We start from the raw sequence: 20400 nt of genomic DNA, 5'->3' as shown, positions 1-20400 counted from the left end.
CGTTTCTCTATGACTACCTTTACTCAGCAAGATTTTATCATGATGTCCCGCGCTATTGAGTTAGCAAAAGGGGGCATCTATACCACGGCTCCAAATCCCAATGTAGGCTGTGTTATCACCCTTGATGGTGAAGTCGTGGGTGAAGGCTTTCACTTGCGCGCTGGTGAACCCCACGCTGAAGTACACGCCCTTCGAATGGCAGGTGAAAAGTCAGTGGGTGCCACTGCATACGTGACGTTAGAGCCTTGCTCTCATTACGGCAGAACTCCACCATGTGCAGAGGGGCTGATCAAGGCCAAAGTGGCTAAAGTCATTTGCGCGATGCAAGACCCCAACCCCCAAGTCGCAGGGCGCGGGATTAAAATGCTGCGCGATGCGGGCATAGAAGTTGAAGTCGGCCTGCTGGAACAAGATGCGATCAATCTAAATCCGGCATTTATCAAACGAATGAAAAGCGGAATGCCGTTTGTTCAATTAAAAATGGCTGCTAGCTTAGATGGTCAGACAGCCTTGTCTAATGGCCAAAGTCAGTGGATCACATCTGCGCAAGCGCGTCAGGACGTACAAAACTACCGCGCACAAAGCGGCGCGATACTCTCAACCAGTAAAACCGTTATTGAAGATAATGCTTCATTGAATGTGCGTTGGGAAGAGTTACCTATTTCAGTACAGACGAAGTACTCACATCAGCAATTGCGCCAGCCAGTTAGAGTTATTCTCGATAGACAAAGCCAACTGACACCAGATTTAAAGTTATTTCATACTGAAGGGGAGCGTTTAATTGTTTCACCACAAGGTGATGTGCAGCCAACGCTAAACTCAAATCAGCAAGTGGATTTAGCCGCGACATTTTCTCAATTGGCGACTGCTCATAACATTAACCATCTCTGGGTCGAAGCTGGAGCGACATTAGCGTCTAGTCTTATTCAGCAAAATCTAGTTGATGAGCTGGTGCTCTATCTGGCTCCTAAGATTATGGGAAGTGATGGTCGAGGATTGCTCGGCGCACTTGGGCTGGCGTCAATGGCCGATGTCATTGATCTTAATTTTAAAGATATCAGACTCGTTGGTCGCGATGTACGCATCGTTGCCACAATTGAAAAGAAAGAATTCTAATCATGTTTACAGGTATTGTAGAAGCAGTCGGTACCTTGACTGCAATCACGCCAAAGGGCGAAGACATTAGTGTGACGGTTGATGCTGGCAAGCTTGATATGAGTGATGTGAAGCTTGGCGATAGTATTGCCACCAATGGTGTCTGCTTAACGGTCGTCGCCTTTACTTCCACCAGTTATACCGCAGACTTGTCACTAGAAACCCTTGATAAAACAGGATTTACTGATTACCAAGCGGGTGACAAAGTTAACTTAGAAAAGGCGATGTTACCAACGACCCGGTTTGGCGGACACATTGTCTCTGGGCATGTTGATGGAGTCGGCCAAATCGTTGAAAGAAATATGATAGGGCGTGCGATTGAATTCTGGGTATCAATGCCAGAGGAGCTGTCGAAATACGTTGCGGAAAAAGGTTCGATTACGGTTGATGGTATCAGCTTGACAGTGAACGCTCTACGCAAGAACGCGTTCAAACTCACCATAGTTCCGCATACGGGTGAAGAGACGACAATTGCCGATTTCCATGTGGGTCGAAAAGTGAACCTCGAAGTTGATGTACTTGCTCGCTATATGGAACGTTTACTGACCAGTCGAGAAGAGCAACAAACACAATCCAGCATCACCATGGAATTTTTACAGCAAAATGGATTTGCCTAGGTTAGGCAATGGTCTGACCGATTTAATTAGCCGCTAGAAGCCAAGATAGGAATATAAAGATGCCAATTAGTACGCCACAAGAAATTATTGATGATATTCGTTTAGGTAAAATGGTTATCCTGATGGATGACGAAGATCGTGAGAATGAAGGCGATTTAATCATGGCTGCTGAGCATGTGACTCCAGAAGCGATTAACTTCATGGCGACTCACGGTCGTGGCTTGATCTGCTTAACCATGACTAAAGCGCGTTGTGAGCGTCTTGGTTTGCCTCCTATGGTTCAAGACAACAATGCTCAGTACACCACCAACTTTACGGTTTCAATCGAAGCTGCGGAAGGCGTAACGACTGGTATTTCTGCTGCAGACCGCGCGCGTACAGTTCAGGCGGCAGTTGCGAAAGATGCCAAAGCCGCAGATCTTGTTCAGCCAGGCCACATCTTTCCTTTAGCGGCGCAAGAAGGCGGAGTTTTAACACGTGCCGGGCATACAGAAGCAGGTTGTGATTTAGCTCGTCTTGCTGGGCTAGAGCCAGCGGGTGTGATTGTCGAGATTCTCAATGACGATGGCACTATGGCACGCCGTCCTGACTTGGAAGTTTTTGCTGAAAAGCATGGCCTTAAACTGGGTACGATTGCGGATCTGATTGAATACCGCAATAACACGGAAACGACCATTGAGCGTGTCGCTGAATGTCAATTGCCTACCGAGTTTGGTGAATTTAACTTAGTGACTTACCGTGACACCATAGACAACCAAATCCACTATGCACTTTGCAAAGGTGAGTTAACCGCAGATGCACCGTTAGTCCGTGTTCATTTGCAAGATACTTTTACTGACTTACTGCATAGCGATAGAAATGCTGAGCGCAGTTGGACGCTTGATGCGGCCATGAAACGTATCGGTGAACAGGGCGGTGTTTTGGTTATTCTTGGTAACGAGGAGTCAACGGAACTGTTGATCCATCGCGTTAAAATGTTCGAAGCACAGGACAAAGGCCAAGCACCAACATTAGCGAAAAAACAAGGTACCTCTCGCCGCGTGGGGGTGGGATCGCAGATTCTTGCGGATCTTGGCGTACATGATATGCGTCTATTGTCATCAACCAACAAAAAGTACCATGCGCTTGGCGGTTTTGGCTTGAACGTCGTTGAATATGTATGTGAGTAATCTTGGTCACTGACCTTGTTCTACTTACTCAATCAGGCCTTGTCGTTAGTGCAAGGCCTAAAACTTGTACTAGCCAAATGCTTTAGCTGCTGGGTACTCGTTCTGTTAAATTTCTATTAGATATTGCTCACAGATTTGTGCTAGAATCCGGCGATTCTCACTTGATGAACATAGTTAAAGGAAGGCTTATGAAAGTGATCGAGGGTGGCTTCCCAGCGCCAAACGCAAAAATTGCTATCGTTATTTCTCGTTTCAACAGTTTTATTAACGAAAGTCTATTGTCTGGTGCAATCGATACTTTAAAGCGTCACGGTCAAGTAAGCGAAGATAATATCACTATCGTTCGCTGTCCTGGTGCAGTAGAGCTTCCACTTGTTGCTCAGCGCGTAGCTAAAACCGGTAAGTACGATGCGATTGTATCACTAGGTACAGTAATTCGCGGTGGTACACCACACTTTGACTATGTTTGTAGTGAATGTAACAAGGGTCTTGCGCAGGTGTCTCTGGAATACAGTCTTCCAGTCGCATTTGGTGTACTGACTGTTGATACAATTGACCAAGCAATTGAGCGCGCAGGAACCAAGGCTGGTAATAAAGGTGCAGAGGCTGCACTAAGCGCACTTGAGATGATTAACGTTCTTTCAGAAATCGATTCCTAATGGGGGCCAGTGTGAAACCAGCCGCACGTCGTAATGCACGTCGATTCGCTCTACAAGCGATCTACTCTTGGCAAATTACTAAAGAAAATGTTGCTACGATTGAGGAGCAGTTTTTGTCAGGTGGCAAGTATGATGAAGAAGAACATCATGCATCAGAACCTGCACTATCTACTCCGGATACAGATGTCGCATACTTCCGTGACCTACTAACAGGTGTTGTGCTAAGTCACACAGAGCTAGATAGTAAGATTCGTCCATACACTGCTCGTCCAATGCAAGATTTGGATATGATGGAGCTAGCGCTTCTTCGTTTAGCAATGTATGAAATGACACGTCGTGAAGATGTGCCTTACAAAGTGGTCATTAACGAAGCGATTGAACTTGCAAAAGTGTTCGCGGCGGAAGATAGCCACAAATTCGTCAATGGTGTGCTAGATAAAGCGGCACCTCATGTACGTAAGAAATAATCGGTTTTGATTATCTAAAGGTCAGCAAATGCTGACCTTTTTTATGTCCAAACATTCAATAATTTAACGGTCATAGTATGTCTGGTGAATTTAATCTGATTGAAAAATATTTTGTTAATCGTCAGAAGCAACGGAAAGACGTTGTGCTTGCCGCAGGTGACGATTGTGCATTGGTAAAAGTACCAGAGAACCTTTCTGTGGCGATCAGTACCGATACTTTAGTTGCAGGGACACACTTCCTGGCTGATGCAAACCCTAGCTGGGTTGCGCACAAGGCATTAGCGTCCAATATTAGTGATCTTGCAGCAATGGGGGCGACCCCGAGTTGGGTATCACTTGCGTTGACTATGCCGAGCCCAGATGAGTTATGGCTGGCGCCCTTCTGTGATGCTTTCTTTGAGTTGGCGGATTACTACGGAATCCAGTTAATTGGTGGTGATACCACTAAAGGGCCTTTAAGTATCACTTTAACCGTGCAGGGTTTAGTGGATGCAGATAAAGCATTACGTCGAGATGGTGCTCAGGTTGGAGATTGGGTCTACGTTACCGGGGTGCTCGGTGACAGCAAAGCAGGCTTAGATGTGGTGCTTGATAACAGTTTGCGTCGTAAGCCTTTTGCCGAGCAACTGGAGCAGCGTCATTACCTAGCAACACCAAGAGTGCTGGTGGGGCAAGCACTACTCAATTTGGCTAGTTCCGCTATCGATATTTCTGACGGACTGATTTCTGATATCAAGCATATATTGAATCGCTCACACGTTGGGGTAAGCCTTGACGTAGCACAGCTTCCTGTTTCTAATGAACTTACTCAGTTTGTAGGCAGTGCAGAGCTTGCTCTGCAATATGCGTTATCAAGTGGTGAAGAGTATGAACTGTGCTTTACCGTCCCTGAGCAGAACAAGGGATCGATTGAAAGTGCACTCGCACATTGTGGCGCTAAGGTAACATGTATCGGCCAGATTCGTCCTCAGGGAACCTTTGAACTGCACAGTAATGGGCAACCAATCGACTGGCACCTAAGCGGCTACGATCACTTTAAGTAAGATATAATCAGTTATGACGAATCCTCTTTCTCTTATCTCATTAAAAAATCCATGGCACCTACTTGCGACTGGTTTCGGTAGTGGTCTATCGCCCATCGTGCCGGGTACGATGGGTACGCTAGCGGCGATCCCCTTCTATTTGCTGCTGGTGCAATTACCTCTGCCTTTGTATCTTGTTGCACTCGTCGTTGCTTGCATCGTCGGTGTAAAAATTTGCCAAGTCACCTCGGATGATATGGGGGTTCATGATCATGGCTCAATTGTATGGGATGAGTTTGCTGGCTTTTGGATTACAATGTTAGTGGTCCCAGTACTAAACCTGTCGGCATATGACTGGAAATGGCTGTTAACGGGCTTTGTTCTGTTCCGATTCTTCGACATGGTAAAACCATGGCCTATCGGCTGGTTGGATAAGCGAGTACATGGCGGGTTAGGTATTATGCTGGATGATATTGTCGCTGGTGTGATGGCGGGTGTGGCGCTTTATCTGGTTGGCAAATATGCGGGTTGGCTTGTTTAAAGCTTAGAACGCTTCGCTACGAGAGTCGAGAAATTAGAGCGCTGCGCTTCGAGAACGGACTTCGTCCTACGAGAATTTAGAACGGGCTGCGCCCTTCGAGAGGTGCAGGTATCTGATACAGAGTTTTGTGTTCTAAAATCCAGAAAAAAAGGTTGACGCTTTCACGTCAACCTTCCAAAAATTTCTCACTTCTATTTCAGCTTCTCTAAGTCCGCTTCGATCTCTGCAATCTTACTTGAGACCACTTTCTCTAAGTGGCGTAAGTCGGTAAGAATCTTCTGTTTTACGTCGACTTCATTGCTGCTAACTGGCTTGGTCAACCTATTCAGCTCATCAATAACTAGAGTCAAGTTGCGGTTTATTTCAGTTACTTCTTTGTATTGATGGCTTCCGCTATCAACCAAAACGTTTTTGACTTGTCGTGGGTATTTGAACTTGACGCTTTTCGCAAACAACTCACCTTTTTGTTTGTGAAAATAGATTTTTAACACATCCTTGTGCGCTTCTTGACGAAGGGAATAGCGCTCAATTTGTTTAGGATCGTGAATACCTAAACCAGTGAGGTGTGGATACATAGGCTACCTCTATTGTGTTGCAGTGACTATCCCTACTCAAAGCGAGTAGGGATTAACAATTCACTATTAATGTAGCAGTCAATATTCGTGGTAGACAGCGCTTTTTTAACCAAGTTAATAACTTGTGGTCGAGATCGCTTACGGTGCCAGTTCAGCGATGTTTTTAATCAAGTTTTCGCGCAATTCTTGCTGTTCTTCCTCTGTTAATTTGCCACCATTTTGGCTAGTAATGATGAACAAGTCTTCGGCACGTTCGCCAATGGTTGTGATCTTCGCAGCGTGCAGATCAATCCCCAAATCGGCAAAGGTTGCCCCTACCGTTGCCAGCAATCCAGGAGTATCCAGAGCAACAAACTCGAGTAAGGTACGCTTTTTGCTCTTTGTCGGTAGGAAATCGACCGTCGTCTTGACCTGAAAATGTTGCAGGTTACGCGGAATCCGGCGTGTCTTGATTTTGGTTGGTCTACCATCTTCAAGTACGTGTGCCAGATGTTTAATCACTGCTTTATGGCGGCTTTCGTCAATCACTTCACCATGCTGATCTAGAACCATAAAGGTATCGAGTACGTAACCATCCTTGCTGGTCATGACTTGCGCGTCATGAACGTTGAAGTTACGTCGGTCAAGTTCTGCGACCACAGTGGCGAAAAGCGCATGCTGGTCTTTACTATAGACAAACACTTCTGTACCACCGCGAGTGGCTTTTTTAGACATAAGGATCAGTGGCTTGGTATGGTCTTCATGGCGAAGTAAGTGCATACAGTGCCAAGCGATCTGTTTGTGTGTATGGCGTAAAAAATAATCTGCCTTAAAGCGCTGCCACAATACTTCAATTTCTCGGGCACTAAACCCTTCTTTGCGCAGCAAAGCCGAGGCTAATTGTTGGTTGTGACGAATACGTTCCCTAACATCGACAGGATTTTCCAAGCCGCGGCGCAGTGCTCGTTGCGTTGAGTAAAAAAGCTCCGCAAGCAAGGTACGCTTCCAGCTGTTCCATAATTCTGGGTTGGTGGCACAAATATCCGCGACCGTGAGACAAACCAGATACTCTAAATACTCTTCATCACGAACTTGTTTCGCAAACTCAGTAATCACCTCCGGATCATAGATATCACGGCGCTGAGCGGTCACAGACATCAGTAGATGGTTTCTAACTAACCAAGAAACTAGCTTTGCTTCAGGCTTAGATAAACCGTGTTCGATACAAAAATCGTACGCTTCACCTTCACCAATAACCGAGTGATCTCCCCCACGACCTTTGCCTATGTCATGGAAAATGGCTGCGATGATCAATAACTCTTTTTTCTGAATTCTCGGATAGACTTCGCAGCAGATAGGGTGTTTATCGTGGTTTTTAGCGTAGCCGAAGGTGTTGATATGTTTTAGGAGTCGCACGCTGTGTTCATCAACGGTATAGACATGAAACAAATCAAACTGCATCTGGCCGACGATTTGGCTCCATTGAGGCAGATAGGCCGCTAGTACTCCAAGTTTGTGCATCAGACTGAAGGCTTTGTGTAGTGCATTTGGATGACGACAAAGCTCTAAGAACTTTTCACGAGCTTCTGGAATGGTGTGTAAAAATTTATTCAGGCGTCGACGAGCGGTTCTTAGTTGGCGCATGGTCGGTGGCGAGACACCTTCAATGGTTGAATCATTCGCGATATGCAGGAACATATCTAAGATAGTTTCAGGACGCGCCTGAAATAACGCAGGTTTACGCGCTTCAATAAGATGACCGCGACGCTGAAAATCCTCGCTGAGAACTTCTGGCTTATCTTCGATACCGTTGTCGAGGATCGCCTGATCGAAGAGTTTTAGCAGCATTTTATTGAGTTCTGCTACGCGGCGAAGCGTACGATAGAACTCTTTCATCATCATCTCAACGCCTCGATTTCCTTCCCCAGTATATCCAAGGCTTTCAGCCACCTGAGGCTGATGAGCAAAGGTGAGGCGGTTATCATAGCGTTTTAACTCAATGTGCAACGCGAAGCGAACGCGCCATAGAAAATCCTGACACTCGACCAGTTCTCGGTACTCGGCATCGGTTAGAAATCCATAGCGACTCATTTCGAGTAGAGACGTTGCACCAAAGTGACGACGTGCGACCCAACTCAGAGTGTGTATGTCACGTAAACCACCTGGCGTAGACTTAATATCCGGCTCTAAATTGTAAGTCGTATCGTGGTAACGAGCATGTCGGTCGCGCTGCTCTTGAACCTTGGCCTTGTAGAAAATCTCACTTGGCCAAAATGATTCTGAATGAATCACCATTTTTAGCTGGTGAAAGGTATCTTCGCAACCACACAGCAAACGAGCCTCTTGTAAGTTCGTCGCCACCGTGAGGTCTTCACGTCCTATGGCAGCACACTCTTCGACACTACGTACCGCGTGGCCGACTTCTAAACGTAAATCCCAAAGTAGGGTAATGAACTCACTCACTTTGCTGGCAAGTGCATCAGGCAGTGCCTTACGCGATACAACCAGGATATCGATGTCTGACAGTGGGTGTAGTTCACCTCGACCATAACCGCCAACAGCGACAAGGCTAATATTAGGTAAGGCGGTAAAGCCAAAATGTTGCCACAAACGGTTGAGAAGTAGGTCGATATATTCAGCTCGACCTAATACCAAGTCGGTCACTGGGTGATGGGCAAGAAACTCTTGTTTCTGGTAATCAGCAAATTTTTCTAGCTGGTTTTTTAACTCAGCAATTGTGAGCTGTTGATCGTCAAAAGTGAGTGGTGATTGAAACGGCATACAGCGAATCCATGCAAAACAGTCCTGATGACCAATCTATCAGACTTATAAGGATAAAAAAATATCCCCGACTGGGCGGGGATATTTGAGGAACTTGCGTTGATTATGCGTTGTTCATTAGGCGAGGGATGGTGTCATCGCTACGCAGCGTTAACACTTCACAGCCGTTTTTCGTCACCAAGATGGTGTGTTCATACTGGGCTGACTTCTTACCATCACCAGTGTAAACCGTCCAATCATCTTCGGCATCAACAGTCACGCCAAACTTACCTTCGTTAATCATTGGTTCAATGGTAAAACACATGCCTTCTTTTAGTACTCGGCGGTCGTTATTTTTGTAGTGAACGATTTGAGGCTCTTCGTGGAACTCGTTACCAATACCGTGACCACAGAAATCTTTAACAATAGAGAACTTATTGCGTGGATTGTTCTTGTTGTTAGTTTTGATGTATTTCTCAATTGCCGTACCAATATCACCAACGGTTGCGCCTGGTTTCACTTGACGCATACCAATGTATAGCGCTTCTTGGGTGACCATACATAGACGTTTGTCAGCAGGAGATACTTCGCCGACAAAGAACATCTTCGATGTATCACCATGGTAACCCTCTGGGCGGACAGACAAATCAGCGTCAGCATCGTTAGGGATGATAACGGTAATATCAACGTTAATGATGTCGCCATTTTTGAGCACAGCAGGTTTCAGTTGCCCATTGCTGCCTACTTCGTCTGCTGAAGCTGGAATACCGTGACATACAATGTGGTTGATGGACGTACAGATTGATTTAGGGAATCCATGGTAATCAAGAGGTGCAGAATATGCGCCTTTTTCAATCCCGTAATCGTGACAGATTTGGTTTAGCTCATCTGTTGTCACACCTTCTTTGATGTGCGGTTCGATCATTTCTAGGATTTCAGCGGCCAACGCGCCCGCTAGTCGCATACGTTCGATTTCTTCAGCTGTTTTAATCTTGATTGACATCGGCTTTCTCTATTTGTTCTTGTGCACAAGTGAGTGCGAATCGGTGCATTCTATCAGGAACACAACATAATGAGAATTATTCTTCATCTTTCGATAGTACGTGTGGGAATGAAAATAGTGCACTCTCATCCCTAACAATCGTTTTTTTACTAGCCATGATAGGCAAAAATATGGTATAAAGCGCGCCGGAAATGTGGTCTGTTCTCTCTAGCTGAACGTTTATCAGGTGGCGAAACTGATTACTTCCGACTAACTTATATCTTTAAATCACACACATTCCGTCACATATTCCGGGGTGCTGGGCAGAAGCCTAGTCGGAGTTATGGGGGATGTGGAGGCCTAACCCCATAGAGGATTTTAAAATGGCAACTGTATCAATGCGCGATATGCTGAAAGCTGGTGTTCACTTCGGTCACCAAACTCGTTACTGGAACCCAAAAATGAAGCCATTCATCTTTGGTGCTCGTAACCGCGTTCACATCATCAACCTAGAAAAAACTGTACCAATGTTCAACGAAGCTCTAGCTGAACTAGCTAAAGTTGGCGAGAAGAAAGGTAAAGTTCTATTCGTAGGTACTAAGCGCGCTGCATCTGAAGCTGTTAAAGAAGCTGCAATCGCAAGCAACCAGTACTACGTAAACAACCGCTGGTTAGGCGGTATGCTTACAAACTACAAAACTGTTCGTCAATCAATCAAGCGTCTAAAAGAACTTGAAGCTCAAGCTCAAGACGGTACTTTTGACAAACTAACTAAGAAAGAAGCTCTAATGCGTACTCGTGAAATGGAGAAGCTAGAGAAATCTCTTGGTGGTATCAAAGACATGGGCGGCCTACCAGACGCTCTATTCGTAATCGATGCTGATCACGAACACATTGCGATTAAAGAAGCTAACAACCTAGGTATCCCAGTTTACGCTGTAGTAGATACTAACTCTAACCCAGACGGCGTTGACTACATCATCCCAGGTAACGACGATGCGATCCGTGCAGTTCAGCTTTACCTAAACGCTGCTGCTGCTTCAGTAACTGAAGGTCGTAACAAAGACGTAGCTGCTGTTGCTGAGAAAGACGGTTTCGTAGAAGCTGAATAATAGCGGCTCCGAGTCACACTTAGTCTATGTGCAACCAAGTTGTAGCATAAACTGAGTTATAGTTATCAGCAGGGGCCGAAAATGTAGGCCCCTGTTTTTTACCAAATCCAGAATCAACTGAGGAATAGAGAATGGCTGTTACTGCTGCTCTAGTTAAAGAACTGCGCGAACGTACTGGCGCAGGTATGATGGAATGTAAGAAAGCGCTTGTTGAAGCAAACGCTGACATCGAACTAGCAATCGAAAACATGCGTAAATCAGGTGCTGCTAAAGCTGCTAAGAAAGCAGGTAACGTAGCGGCTGAAGGCGCAATCATCATCAAAGAAGAAAACGGTGTTGCTGTTCTTCTTGAAGTTAACTGCCAAACTGACTTCGTTGCTAAAGATGGTAACTTCACAGCATTCGCTGAAAAAGTAGCTCTAGAAGCTCTAGCGGCTAAATCATCTGTTGAAGAACTAGTAGCTAAGTTCGAAGAAGAGCGTGTAGCTCTAGTTGCTAAAATCGGTGAAAACATCAACATCCGTCGCGTACAATACGTTGAAGGTGCTGCACTAGCTTCTTACCGTCACGGCGAGAAAATCGGTGTTGTTGTTGCTGGTGAAGGCGACGCGGAAACTCTTAAGCACGTTGCAATGCACGTTGCTGCTTCACGTCCAGAATACGTGAACCCAGAAGACGTACCAGCTGAAGTAGTAGCGAAAGAGCGTGAAGTTCAAGTAGAAATCGCTATGAACGAAGGCAAGCCAAAAGAAATCGCAGAGAAAATGGTTGAAGGCCGCATGAAGAAATTCACTGGCGAAGTTTCTCTAACTGGTCAAGCTTTCATCATGGAGCCTAAGAAAACTGTTGGCGAAATGCTGAAAGAAAAAGGTGCTTCAGTTTCTACGTTCGTTCGCCTAGAAGTTGGTGAAGGTATCGAGAAAGCAGAAGGCCTAAGCTTCGCTGAAGAAGTAGCACTAGCTCAAAAAGGTTAATCCTTAGCGAATTGTGCAAATATTAGACCGTGGCCTTGGCTGCGGTCTTTTTACGATAACGGTAGTAAACGGTTAGCCGTGATGAATAGGGGAAACAACGCCTAGATGTCAGTGTCAAGTCCCTAGAGTGCCAAGGTCTTCTCTAGCGACTTAGAACGAATCACTAGGTTCTTTCCTCTATCCATGACTGTTAATCAATAACTCTCTTTTTGGAAGGTAAACTCCATGACAACGAACCCTAAACCAGCGTATCAACGTATTCTGTTAAAACTGAGTGGTGAAGCTCTTCAAGGCAATGAAGGTTTCGGCATCGATCCTGCGATCCTTGATCGTATGGCACAAGAAGTAAAAGAGCTGGTTGAACTTGGTGTTCAAGTGGGTGTGGTAATCGGTGGTGGTAACCTTTTCCGTGGCGCAGGTCTAGCTGAAGCGGGTATGAACCGAGTTGTGGGCGACCACATGGGTATGCTTGCAACAGTAATGAATGGTCTAGCAATGCGCGATGCACTGCACCGTGCTTACGTGAATGCTCGTGTAATGTCAGCAATTCCTTTGAAAGGTGTGTGTGACGACTATAACTGGGCTGATGCTATCCGCGAACTTCGCCAAGGCCGCGTGGTTATCTTCTCAGCAGGTACTGGTAACCCATTCTTCACGACGGATTCTGCTGCTTGTTTGCGCGGTATTGAAATTGAAGCGGACGTAGTTCTAAAAGCGACAAAAGTGGATGGCGTATTTAGTGCTGACCCTGTAGCAAACCCAGACGCAGAACTGTATGATAAGCTCTCATTCAATGCTGTTCTTGATAAAGAACTGAAAGTGATGGATTTGGCAGCGTTCACGTTAGCTCGTGACCACAAAATGCCAATTCGCGTATTCAACATGAATAAGCCAGGCGCACTACGTCGCGTGGTTATGGGTGAAGCAGAAGGCACGCTAATCAGCGATGCAGAGTAATTCCAATCGCCGCAGCAGATTTAATGCTGCGGTATTGCCTTTTGAAGACTCCCTATTAGGCTTTCTTCGAGAAAGATTTACACATTAAGGTGATATTGTGATTAACGAAATCAAACAAGACGCTCAAGAGCGCATGGAAAAAAGCGTTGAAGCGCTAAAGAACAACCTTTCTAAAGTTCGCACAGGTCGTGCGCACCCAAGCTTATTATCTGGTATCTCGGTCGAGTACTACGGCGCATCAACACCTCTTAACCAAGTAGCGAACGTTATTGCAGAAGATGCTCGTACGCTAGCAATCACGGTATTTGATAAAGAGCTGACTCAAAAAGTTGAGAAAGCAATCATGATGTCTGATTTGGGTTTAAACCCAATGTCTGCGGGTACTATCATTCGCGTTCCACTTCCACCGCTAACAGAAGAGCGTCGTAAAGACCTTGTTAAGATCGTTCGTGGTGAAGCTGAAGGTGGTCGTGTTGCGATCCGTAACATCCGTCGTGATGCAAACGGTGAGCTAAAAGCACTACTTAAAGACAAAGAAATCTCTGAAGATGAAGATCGTAAAGGTCAGGAAGAGATTCAAAAACTTACTGATGCAGCAGTTAAACTTGTTGACGAAGTGCTAGCGGCAAAAGAAAAAGAGTTGATGGAAGTCTAATTCTCCATAAACTTAACGCATAATTGGCGCTGTGCTCGCAGCACAGCGTTTTTTTATGCTACTCTTTGTCCCTGCCGATTATCTATCAACGTCTTATGCATAATTCACAACTCTCCCCTGATTTACTTCCAAAACATATCGCAATCATTATGGATGGCAATGGCCGTTGGGCAAAGGCACAAGGTAAACCTCGTGTGTTTGGCCATAAAAATGGTGTTGCAGCGGTACGAAAAGCCATTGCGACTTCGGCAAAGCTCGGAATCAAGGCTATTACTCTTTTTGCGTTTAGCAGTGAAAACTGGAGAAGGCCAGAAGAAGAAGTTGGCGTCTTGATGGAACTGTTCATTACAGTGCTTTCAACGGAAGTGAAAAAACTGCATAAGAACAACTTACGCCTACGAGTGATTGGTGAAACCTCTCGTTTCAATGACCGCTTGCAAAAGAAAATCGCTCAAGCTGAAGCAATGACTGCCTCAAATACAGGAATGGTCATTAACATTGCAGCCAATTATGGCGGTAAGTGGGATATTATGCAGGCAACAAAAGCAATTTCAGCTAAGGTTGCCGCCGGTGAACTAACGTGTGATGAGATTAGCGAAGAGCTGATCACTCAACACTTAACCATGGCAGATTTACCTGAAGTTGATTTAATGATTCGGACCAGCGGTGAATGTAGGATCAGTAATTTCATGCTTTGGCAGATGGCCTACGCAGAAATGTACTTTACACCGATATACTGGCCCGAGTTTGATGAAAACAGCTTGATCGAAGCAGTGACTTGGTTTGTCAATCGTGAGCGACGTTTTGGTTGCACTGGCGAACAGATCAAGGCATTGATGGAAAGCGAATAAAGGACCTAAGTTTGAAACAAAGAATTATAACTGCGCTTATCCTTGCTCCTTTAGTGATTTTGGGGATTTTTGAACTCTCGCTGCCACTGTTTACACTAGCCATTGCTGCTGTAATGTTGATTGGCTATTGGGAGTGGACTCAGTTTGTAGAGCCGAAATCTCGTTGGATGGCACTTATTCCTGCAGTACTAGTTAGTGCGCTAAGTATGGCCTTTATTCCGTTTGATGCCATCAGTCTCAACCAAGTTGTAGAGCCGCACTATATGGTATTAGCAGTGGGCTGTGTTTGGTGGATTGTCTCAAGCTTATTAGCGATTACCTATCCCAAGTCTTCGGCGTTGTGGCAAAACTCAACATTACTCCGACACGCATTTGGTATTCTCACACTATTACCTTTCTTCTGGAGCGTGTTACTGCTGCGCGCTGAAGGCATTGATAGTGATGCGTACCATGGTGCCAAGCTTGTGTTGTATGTATGTTTGATCGTATGGGCTGCCGATAGCGGTGCCTATTTTGCCGGCAAGAGCTTGGGCAAACGCAAGATGGCTCCCCATGTAAGTCCGAATAAAACCATTGAAGGTCTGATCGGCGGTATTATCACTGCTGTGGTTATTGGCTGGTTAGCTGCTGATTGGTTCGATATAGAATTTTCCAGTCCACTGGTCATGATTGCAATTACTTTAGTGACGGTAGTGATTTCTGTATTAGGTGACCTAGTCGAAAGCATGTTTAAGCGCGTATCAGGTATAAAGGATAGTAGTAATATTATCCCAGGCCATGGCGGTGTGCTGGATCGCATCGATAGCTTGACAGCGGCATTCCCTGTTTTTGCATTTCTTTACTTCATTTTTTAGGCGAGCTTCGGCTTGCCTAAGTCATCAATCGGTTTATTGCTATGCGTAAGCTAACAATTTTAGGTGCTACTGGTTCGATCGGTGCAAGCACGTTTAAAGTCATCGAACAGAACCCACAACAATTTTCTGTTGTCGCGCTTGCCGCGGGTAACAACGTCGCGAAAATGCGCGAATTGTGCCAGAGATGGCAGCCTAAGTATGCCGTCATGGCAAACGACGGTGCAGCCATGACGCTAAAACAGCAATTGGCAGAGCTGAACATTGCTACTGAAGTACTTTCAGGCGTTAATGCAATGTGTCATGTCTCTTCCTTTGATGAAGTTGATACCGTTATGGCTGCGATCGTTGGTGCAGCTGGTCTATTGCCAACGATGGCGGCGGTGAAAGCGGGTAAACGCGTGCTGCTTGCCAACAAAGAAGCCTTAGTCATGTCTGGGCAACTGTTTATTGATGCCGTCAAACAGCATGGCGCAGAGCTAATGCCTGTTGACAGTGAGCACAATGCAATATTCCAATGTTTACCGAGCGAGATTCAAACCAACTTAGGCCGCTGTGATTTAAATCAGCATGGTATCTCAAATATCCTGCTTACTGGTTCAGGTGGCCCATTCCGTTACAGCGATATTGATACGCTAAGTCGTGTTACACCAGAAGAGGCGATCGCTCATCCTAACTGGTCTATGGGGCCGAAAATTTCGGTAGATTCAGCGACTATGATGAATAAGGGGTTGGAATATATCGAGGCTAAGTGGCTGTTTAATACATCACGCGAACAGCTGAAAGTACTGATTCATCCTCAATCGGTTATTCATTCGATGGTGCAATATCGCGATGGTTCTGTGTTAGCGCAAATGGGCGAACCTGATATGGCGACGCCAATTGCGTTAACCTTGTCTTACCCTGATCGTGTATCAGCCGGTGTTGCACCTCTTGATTTTACGAAAGTTGGTCAGCTAACGTTTCTAGAGCCTGACTATGCTCGATACCCATGCTTGAAGCTGGCGATTGATGCCTGCTATGAAGGTCAACATGCCACGACCGCTGTCAATGCGGCCAATGAAGTTGCGGTCAGCGCATTCCTTGGTCGACAGTTGTCGTTTACTGATATAGCAGTGGTTAATCAGAAAGTACTGAACAAAGTCTGTGCTGATACTAACCAGTCGCACTGTCACGACTTGGAAAGCATTCTCGAGGTCGATAGAATGGCAAGAGAATTAGCGGCCAATTGGGTAAGAGAGCGTAAGCTATGACCGGTATTTTATGGAACTTTGTTTCCTTCATAGTTGCTTTAGGCATATTAGTCGCAGTCCATGAGTTTGGTCACTTTTGGGTGGCACGCCGTTGTGGTGTAAGAGTCGAAAAGTTTTCTATCGGCTTCGGTAAGTCTATCTGGAGTAAGGTGGACAAAGACGGTACAGAATACAGTCTGTCTATTATTCCACTCGGTGGCTACGTGAAGATGCTTGATGGGCGAGTCGATGATTTGGCTCAAGGTGACGAGCAATATGCGTTCGACAGAAAGCCTTTGTGGAAGCGCACTGCTATTGTCGCCGCTGGACCTGCATTTAATTTCCTCTTTGCTATCTTTGCATACTGGTTGGTTTTTCTGATCGGTGTTCCCGCTGTGAAGCCTGTAGTTGGTCAAGTTACTCCTTATTCTATTGCTGCCGAAGCAGGTTTAGAACCTGGTATGGAACTAAAAGCCGTTTCTGGCGTCAAAACTGCGGATTGGGAATCGGTTAATATGGGTTTGATTTCTCATATTGGCGATGATCAACTCACCATAACCGTTGCGCCGGTTGAAGGTGTTGGTATCGAAGAAATTAAGCACTTTGACCTGCGTAATTGGAACTTTGACCCCGAGAAAGAGTCTGCTATGTCAGCGTTAGGGTTTGTACCTTATAAGCCAGAAATCACGGCTCGACTCACCAGTGTCTCACCTGAGGGTGCAGGTGCACGTGCGGGGCTAAAAATTGGCGACCGCTTAGCCAAAGTGGATGGTGTTGAAGTCACTGATTGGCAGCAGGTGGTGACAAGTATTCAGCAGCACCCTAACTCTCCGGTTGAACTCGTCGTTGAACGCTATGGTCAAACTCTGTTACTGACCATCATTCCAGATAGTCGTGAGCTATCAGGTGATAAAGTAATAGGTTTTGCGGGAATCGCACCTGAAGTCGCAGAATGGCCAGAAAATTATCGCTTCGACTTACAATTTGGTGTAATTGAATCAGTCGGTAAAGCGGTTGAGAAAACAGGTCAAGTAATCAATCTGACTATTAGTATGTTGAAGAAACTGATAGTAGGTGATGTGGGATTGAATAACTTAAGTGGACCTATTTCTATCGCGAAAGGAGCCGGAACGACGGCCGATTACGGCTTAGTTTATTTCTTGGGGTTCCTCGCATTAATCAGTGTGAACTTAGGGATTATTAACCTTGTACCGCTGCCTATGCTAGATGGCGGACATTTATTGTTTTTTGCTATTGAGGCTGTAATCAGACGCCCAGTACCAGAAAAGGTACAGGAAATGGGTTTCCGCATAGGCGGAGCTATTATCTTCTCTCTTATGGCAGTGGCAATTTTCAATGATTTTGCTCGTCTTTAGCTGAGTAAAGGTTGAAGTAAGGAATAACTAAAACAAATATGGCGATGAAAAATATTCTGTTTGCCACCTTGTTAGCAACAAGCGTGAGTGCAAATGGTGCCGAGAACTTTGTAGTTCAAGATATCAAAATTGAAGGCCTTCAGCGTGTTGCACTCGGTGCGGCATTACTAAAAATGCCAGTCCGTATTGGAGACACGGTTGATAACCAAGATGTCTCTGAAATGATTCGTGCTCTTTATGCCACTGGTAACTTCGAAGACATCAAAGTTTTAAGAGATAATGATGTGTTGGTGGTTCAAGTTAAAGAACGACCAACAATTGCAAGTATCTCTTTCTCTGGCAACAAAGCAATCAAAGAAGAGCAACTACAGCAGAACCTCGATGCATCAGGTATCCGCGTTGGTGAAGCGCTTGACCGCACAACGCTATCTACGATTGAAAAAGGTCTTGAAGACTTCTATTACAGCGTAGGTAAGTACAATGCGAACGTTAAAGCTGTGGTGACGCCACTGCCTCGTAACCGTTCAGACTTAAAGTTTGTCTTTACTGAAGGTGTTTCAGCTAAGATCAAGCAGATTAACTTTATTGGTAATACACAATACACCGATGAAGAGCTCCTAAGCCGCTTTGAACTTAATGTGGATGTCGCTTGGTGGAACTTCCTATCTGATGACAAGTACCAAAAACAAGTGCTTGCTGGTGATATTGAGGCGCTGAAATCTTATTACCTAGACCGTGGTTATCTGAAGTTCCAGATCGACTCTACTCAAGTTGCGATTTCACCAGACAAGAAAGGGGTTTATATCACCCTTGGCCTTAATGAAGGCCTGCCTTACACAGTAAAAGATGTGAAATTCCATGGTGAACTGCTAGGCAAAGAGCAAGAATTTGAAAATCTAGTTACTTTTGAACCGGGTGAAACCTACAACGGTTCTGCGGTAACTGGATTGGAAGAAGGCGTTAAACGCCTGCTAGGCGAAGCAGGTTATGCTTATCCTCAAGTTCGCACCGTTCCTGAATTCGATGATGAAAACCAATCTGTTTCGCTGGTGGTGAACGTGGAAGCGGGTAACCGTATCTATGTTCGCGATATCCGTTTTGTGGGCAACAATGCGACGAAAGATGAAGTTTTACGTCGTGAAATGCGTCAAATGGAAGGCAGCTGGCTTAACTCCAAATCGATTGAAACGGGTAAAAACCGTCTTAGCCGTTTAGGTTTCTTCGAAACCGTTGATGTGCAGACCGTTCGCGTCCCCGGTAGTGAAGACCAAGTGGATTTGGTCTACAGCGTAAAAGAAGCGAACTCAGGCAGCGTTAACTTTGGTATCGGTTATGGTACCGAGTCTGGTGTGAGCTTCCAGGTTGGTCTTCAGCAAGATAACTTTGCGGGTAGTGGTAACCGCGTTGGTATCAATGCAATGATGAACGACTACCAGAAAAACATTAGCTTAGATTACCGTGATCCATACTGGAACCTTGATGGTGTTAGTTTGGGCGGAAAGATCTTCTACAACGAGTTTGAAGCATCGGAAGCGGGTATCGTTGACTACACCAACGAAAGTTATGGTGCCAGCTTAACTTGGGGTTTCCCATTCGATGAGCTGAACCGTTTTGAAATTGGTGTCGGCTACACTCACAACAAGATTGGTAATGTTCCGACGTACGACCAAGCCCAACGTTTTGCTCAAAGTATCGGTCAAGCCGACGGTGATATCATTACCAATGACTTTGATATGAACATTGCGTGGACGCGAAATAACCTTAACCGTGGTTACTTCCCGACCGCTGGTAACTATCAACGTGCATTTGCTAAGGCAACGGTACCGAGCTCAGACGCACAGTACTTCAAATTCCAGTATGATGTAAGGCAGTACGTGCCGATCACTAAGAAGCATGAGTTTACGTTACTGATGCGTGGTCGCTTGGGCTATGGTAATGGCTATGGCAAAACCGACGGCAACGACAACTTATTCCCGTTCTATGAAAACTACTATGCGGGTGGTTTTACAACCCTACGTGGTTTTGGCTCAAACAGTGCGGGTCCTAAAGCGGTTTACACAACCAACGGCAACCCAGATACCTGTAATAGCAGCAGTTGTGTGTCAGCAACCGACGATTCAGTCGGTGGTAACGCAGTTGCTCTTGCAAGCCTAGAGCTTATCGTACCAACGCCTTTCGCTTCTGAAGAAGTGAGAAGTCAAATCCGTACCAGTGTGTTTATTGATGCCGCGAGTGTATGGGACACTGAGTTTGTCTACGATCCTAAGTATGCGAATGATCCATACTATGGTGACTTCTCTGACCCGACAAACTATCGTGCGTCTTATGGTGCGGCGTTGCAGTGGATGTCTCCAATGGGACCATTAGTCTTCTCCATTGCGAAACCTATTGAAAGTTACGAAGGTGATGATGAAGAGTTCTTCACTTTCACCATCGGCAGAACCTTCTAATCTAGAGGAAATAAAA

General features: G+C 45.5%; 19 protein-coding genes. 16 read left to right on the top strand and 3 right to left on the bottom strand.

Annotated features, from left to right (window positions below):
• Window positions 1-9 precede the first annotated feature (9 nt).
• From ribD to pgpA, 7 genes are all read left to right on the top strand, one after another.
• Window positions 10-1116: a bifunctional diaminohydroxyphosphoribosylaminopyrimidine deaminase/5-amino-6-(5-phosphoribosylamino)uracil reductase RibD gene (ribD, locus tag QTN95_RS01865; protein ID WP_331416128.1), complete on the top strand. Its 1107-nt coding sequence runs from the start codon at window positions 10-12 to the stop codon at window positions 1114-1116.
• A gap of 2 nt (window positions 1117-1118) precedes the next feature.
• Window positions 1119-1772 (top strand): riboflavin synthase, encoded by a 654-nt coding sequence (locus tag QTN95_RS01860; RefSeq protein WP_331416127.1) that lies wholly within the window; start codon window positions 1119-1121, stop codon window positions 1770-1772.
• 59 nt (window positions 1773-1831) lie between these two features.
• Window positions 1832-2941, top strand: coding sequence for a bifunctional 3,4-dihydroxy-2-butanone-4-phosphate synthase/GTP cyclohydrolase II (gene ribBA / locus QTN95_RS01855; protein ID WP_331416126.1), 1110 nt, complete (start codon window positions 1832-1834; stop codon window positions 2939-2941).
• A gap of 188 nt (window positions 2942-3129) precedes the next feature.
• Window positions 3130-3600, top strand: a complete 471-nt coding sequence (gene ribH / locus QTN95_RS01850) for a 6,7-dimethyl-8-ribityllumazine synthase (protein WP_078534915.1) — start codon at window positions 3130-3132, stop codon at window positions 3598-3600.
• A complete protein-coding gene (nusB, locus tag QTN95_RS01845) occupies window positions 3600-4067 on the top strand; it encodes a transcription antitermination factor NusB (protein WP_138973464.1) in 468 nt (155 codons plus the stop codon). The genes ribH and nusB overlap by 1 nt, the downstream gene beginning before the upstream one ends.
• 77 nt (window positions 4068-4144) lie before the next feature.
• Window positions 4145-5110, top strand: coding sequence for a thiamine-phosphate kinase (gene thiL, locus QTN95_RS01840; protein WP_331416125.1), 966 nt, complete (start codon window positions 4145-4147; stop codon window positions 5108-5110).
• Window positions 5111-5123: 13 nt separating this feature from the next.
• Complete coding sequence (gene pgpA / locus QTN95_RS01835; RefSeq protein ID WP_331416124.1) at window positions 5124-5630, top strand: phosphatidylglycerophosphatase A; 507 nt, start codon at window positions 5124-5126, stop codon at window positions 5628-5630.
• A 191-nt stretch (window positions 5631-5821) separates the two neighbouring features.
• On the opposite strand, the gene QTN95_RS01830 is transcribed toward pgpA, so the two are convergent.
• The 3 genes from QTN95_RS01830 to map form a co-directional block, all read right to left on the bottom strand.
• A complete protein-coding gene (locus QTN95_RS01830) occupies window positions 5822-6205 on the bottom strand; it encodes a DUF3461 family protein (RefSeq protein WP_331416123.1) in 384 nt (127 codons plus the stop codon).
• Window positions 6206-6343: 138 nt separating this feature from the next.
• A complete protein-coding gene (gene glnD, locus QTN95_RS01825) occupies window positions 6344-8965 on the bottom strand; it encodes a bifunctional uridylyltransferase/uridylyl-removing protein GlnD (protein WP_331416122.1) in 2622 nt (873 codons plus the stop codon).
• Between the two features lie 103 nt (window positions 8966-9068).
• A complete protein-coding gene (gene map / locus QTN95_RS01820; protein ID WP_138973459.1) occupies window positions 9069-9947 on the bottom strand; it encodes a type I methionyl aminopeptidase in 879 nt (292 codons plus the stop codon).
• 362 nt (window positions 9948-10309) lie between these two features.
• Here map and rpsB point away from each other — a divergent pair, with 362 nt between their 5' ends.
• The 9 genes from rpsB to bamA all read left to right on the top strand — a co-directional run bounded on the left by rpsB (window position 10310) and on the right by bamA (window position 20384).
• A complete protein-coding gene (rpsB, locus tag QTN95_RS01815; protein WP_269376688.1) occupies window positions 10310-11038 on the top strand; it encodes a 30S ribosomal protein S2 in 729 nt (242 codons plus the stop codon).
• 131 nt (window positions 11039-11169) lie between these two features.
• Window positions 11170-12012 (top strand): translation elongation factor Ts, encoded by an 843-nt coding sequence (gene tsf / locus QTN95_RS01810; protein WP_269376689.1) that lies wholly within the window; start codon window positions 11170-11172, stop codon window positions 12010-12012.
• A 225-nt stretch (window positions 12013-12237) separates the two neighbouring features.
• Window positions 12238-12969 (top strand): UMP kinase, encoded by a 732-nt coding sequence (gene pyrH, locus QTN95_RS01805; protein WP_138973457.1) that lies wholly within the window; start codon window positions 12238-12240, stop codon window positions 12967-12969.
• Window positions 12970-13066: 97 nt separating this feature from the next.
• Entirely contained in the window at window positions 13067-13624 is a 558-nt protein-coding gene (gene frr / locus QTN95_RS01800; RefSeq protein ID WP_138973456.1) for a ribosome recycling factor, read from the top strand.
• Between the two features lie 95 nt (window positions 13625-13719).
• Window positions 13720-14475 carry an isoprenyl transferase gene (locus tag QTN95_RS01795; protein ID WP_138973455.1) on the top strand — a complete coding sequence of 252 codons (756 nt, stop codon included), beginning with the start codon at window positions 13720-13722 and terminating at the stop codon, window positions 14473-14475.
• Window positions 14476-14486: 11 nt separating this feature from the next.
• Window positions 14487-15329, top strand: a complete 843-nt coding sequence (locus QTN95_RS01790) for a phosphatidate cytidylyltransferase (protein ID WP_138973454.1) — start codon at window positions 14487-14489, stop codon at window positions 15327-15329.
• Window positions 15330-15370: 41 nt separating this feature from the next.
• Window positions 15371-16579, top strand: a complete 1209-nt coding sequence (gene ispC / locus QTN95_RS01785) for a 1-deoxy-D-xylulose-5-phosphate reductoisomerase (protein ID WP_331416121.1) — start codon at window positions 15371-15373, stop codon at window positions 16577-16579.
• On the top strand, window positions 16576-17934 hold the full coding sequence (gene rseP / locus QTN95_RS01780) for a sigma E protease regulator RseP (protein WP_331416120.1): 1359 nt from the start codon (window positions 16576-16578) through the stop codon (window positions 17932-17934). The genes ispC and rseP overlap by 4 nt, the downstream gene beginning before the upstream one ends.
• 38 nt (window positions 17935-17972) lie before the next feature.
• Entirely contained in the window at window positions 17973-20384 is a 2412-nt protein-coding gene (bamA, locus tag QTN95_RS01775; RefSeq protein ID WP_331416119.1) for an outer membrane protein assembly factor BamA, read from the top strand.
• Window positions 20385-20400 lie beyond the last annotated feature (16 nt).

It is taken from the genome of Vibrio sp. M260112, from assembly GCF_036533775.1.
Classification (GTDB): domain Bacteria; phylum Pseudomonadota; class Gammaproteobacteria; order Enterobacterales; family Vibrionaceae; genus Vibrio.
This window is presented reverse-complemented; position numbering and strand designations above follow the sequence as displayed.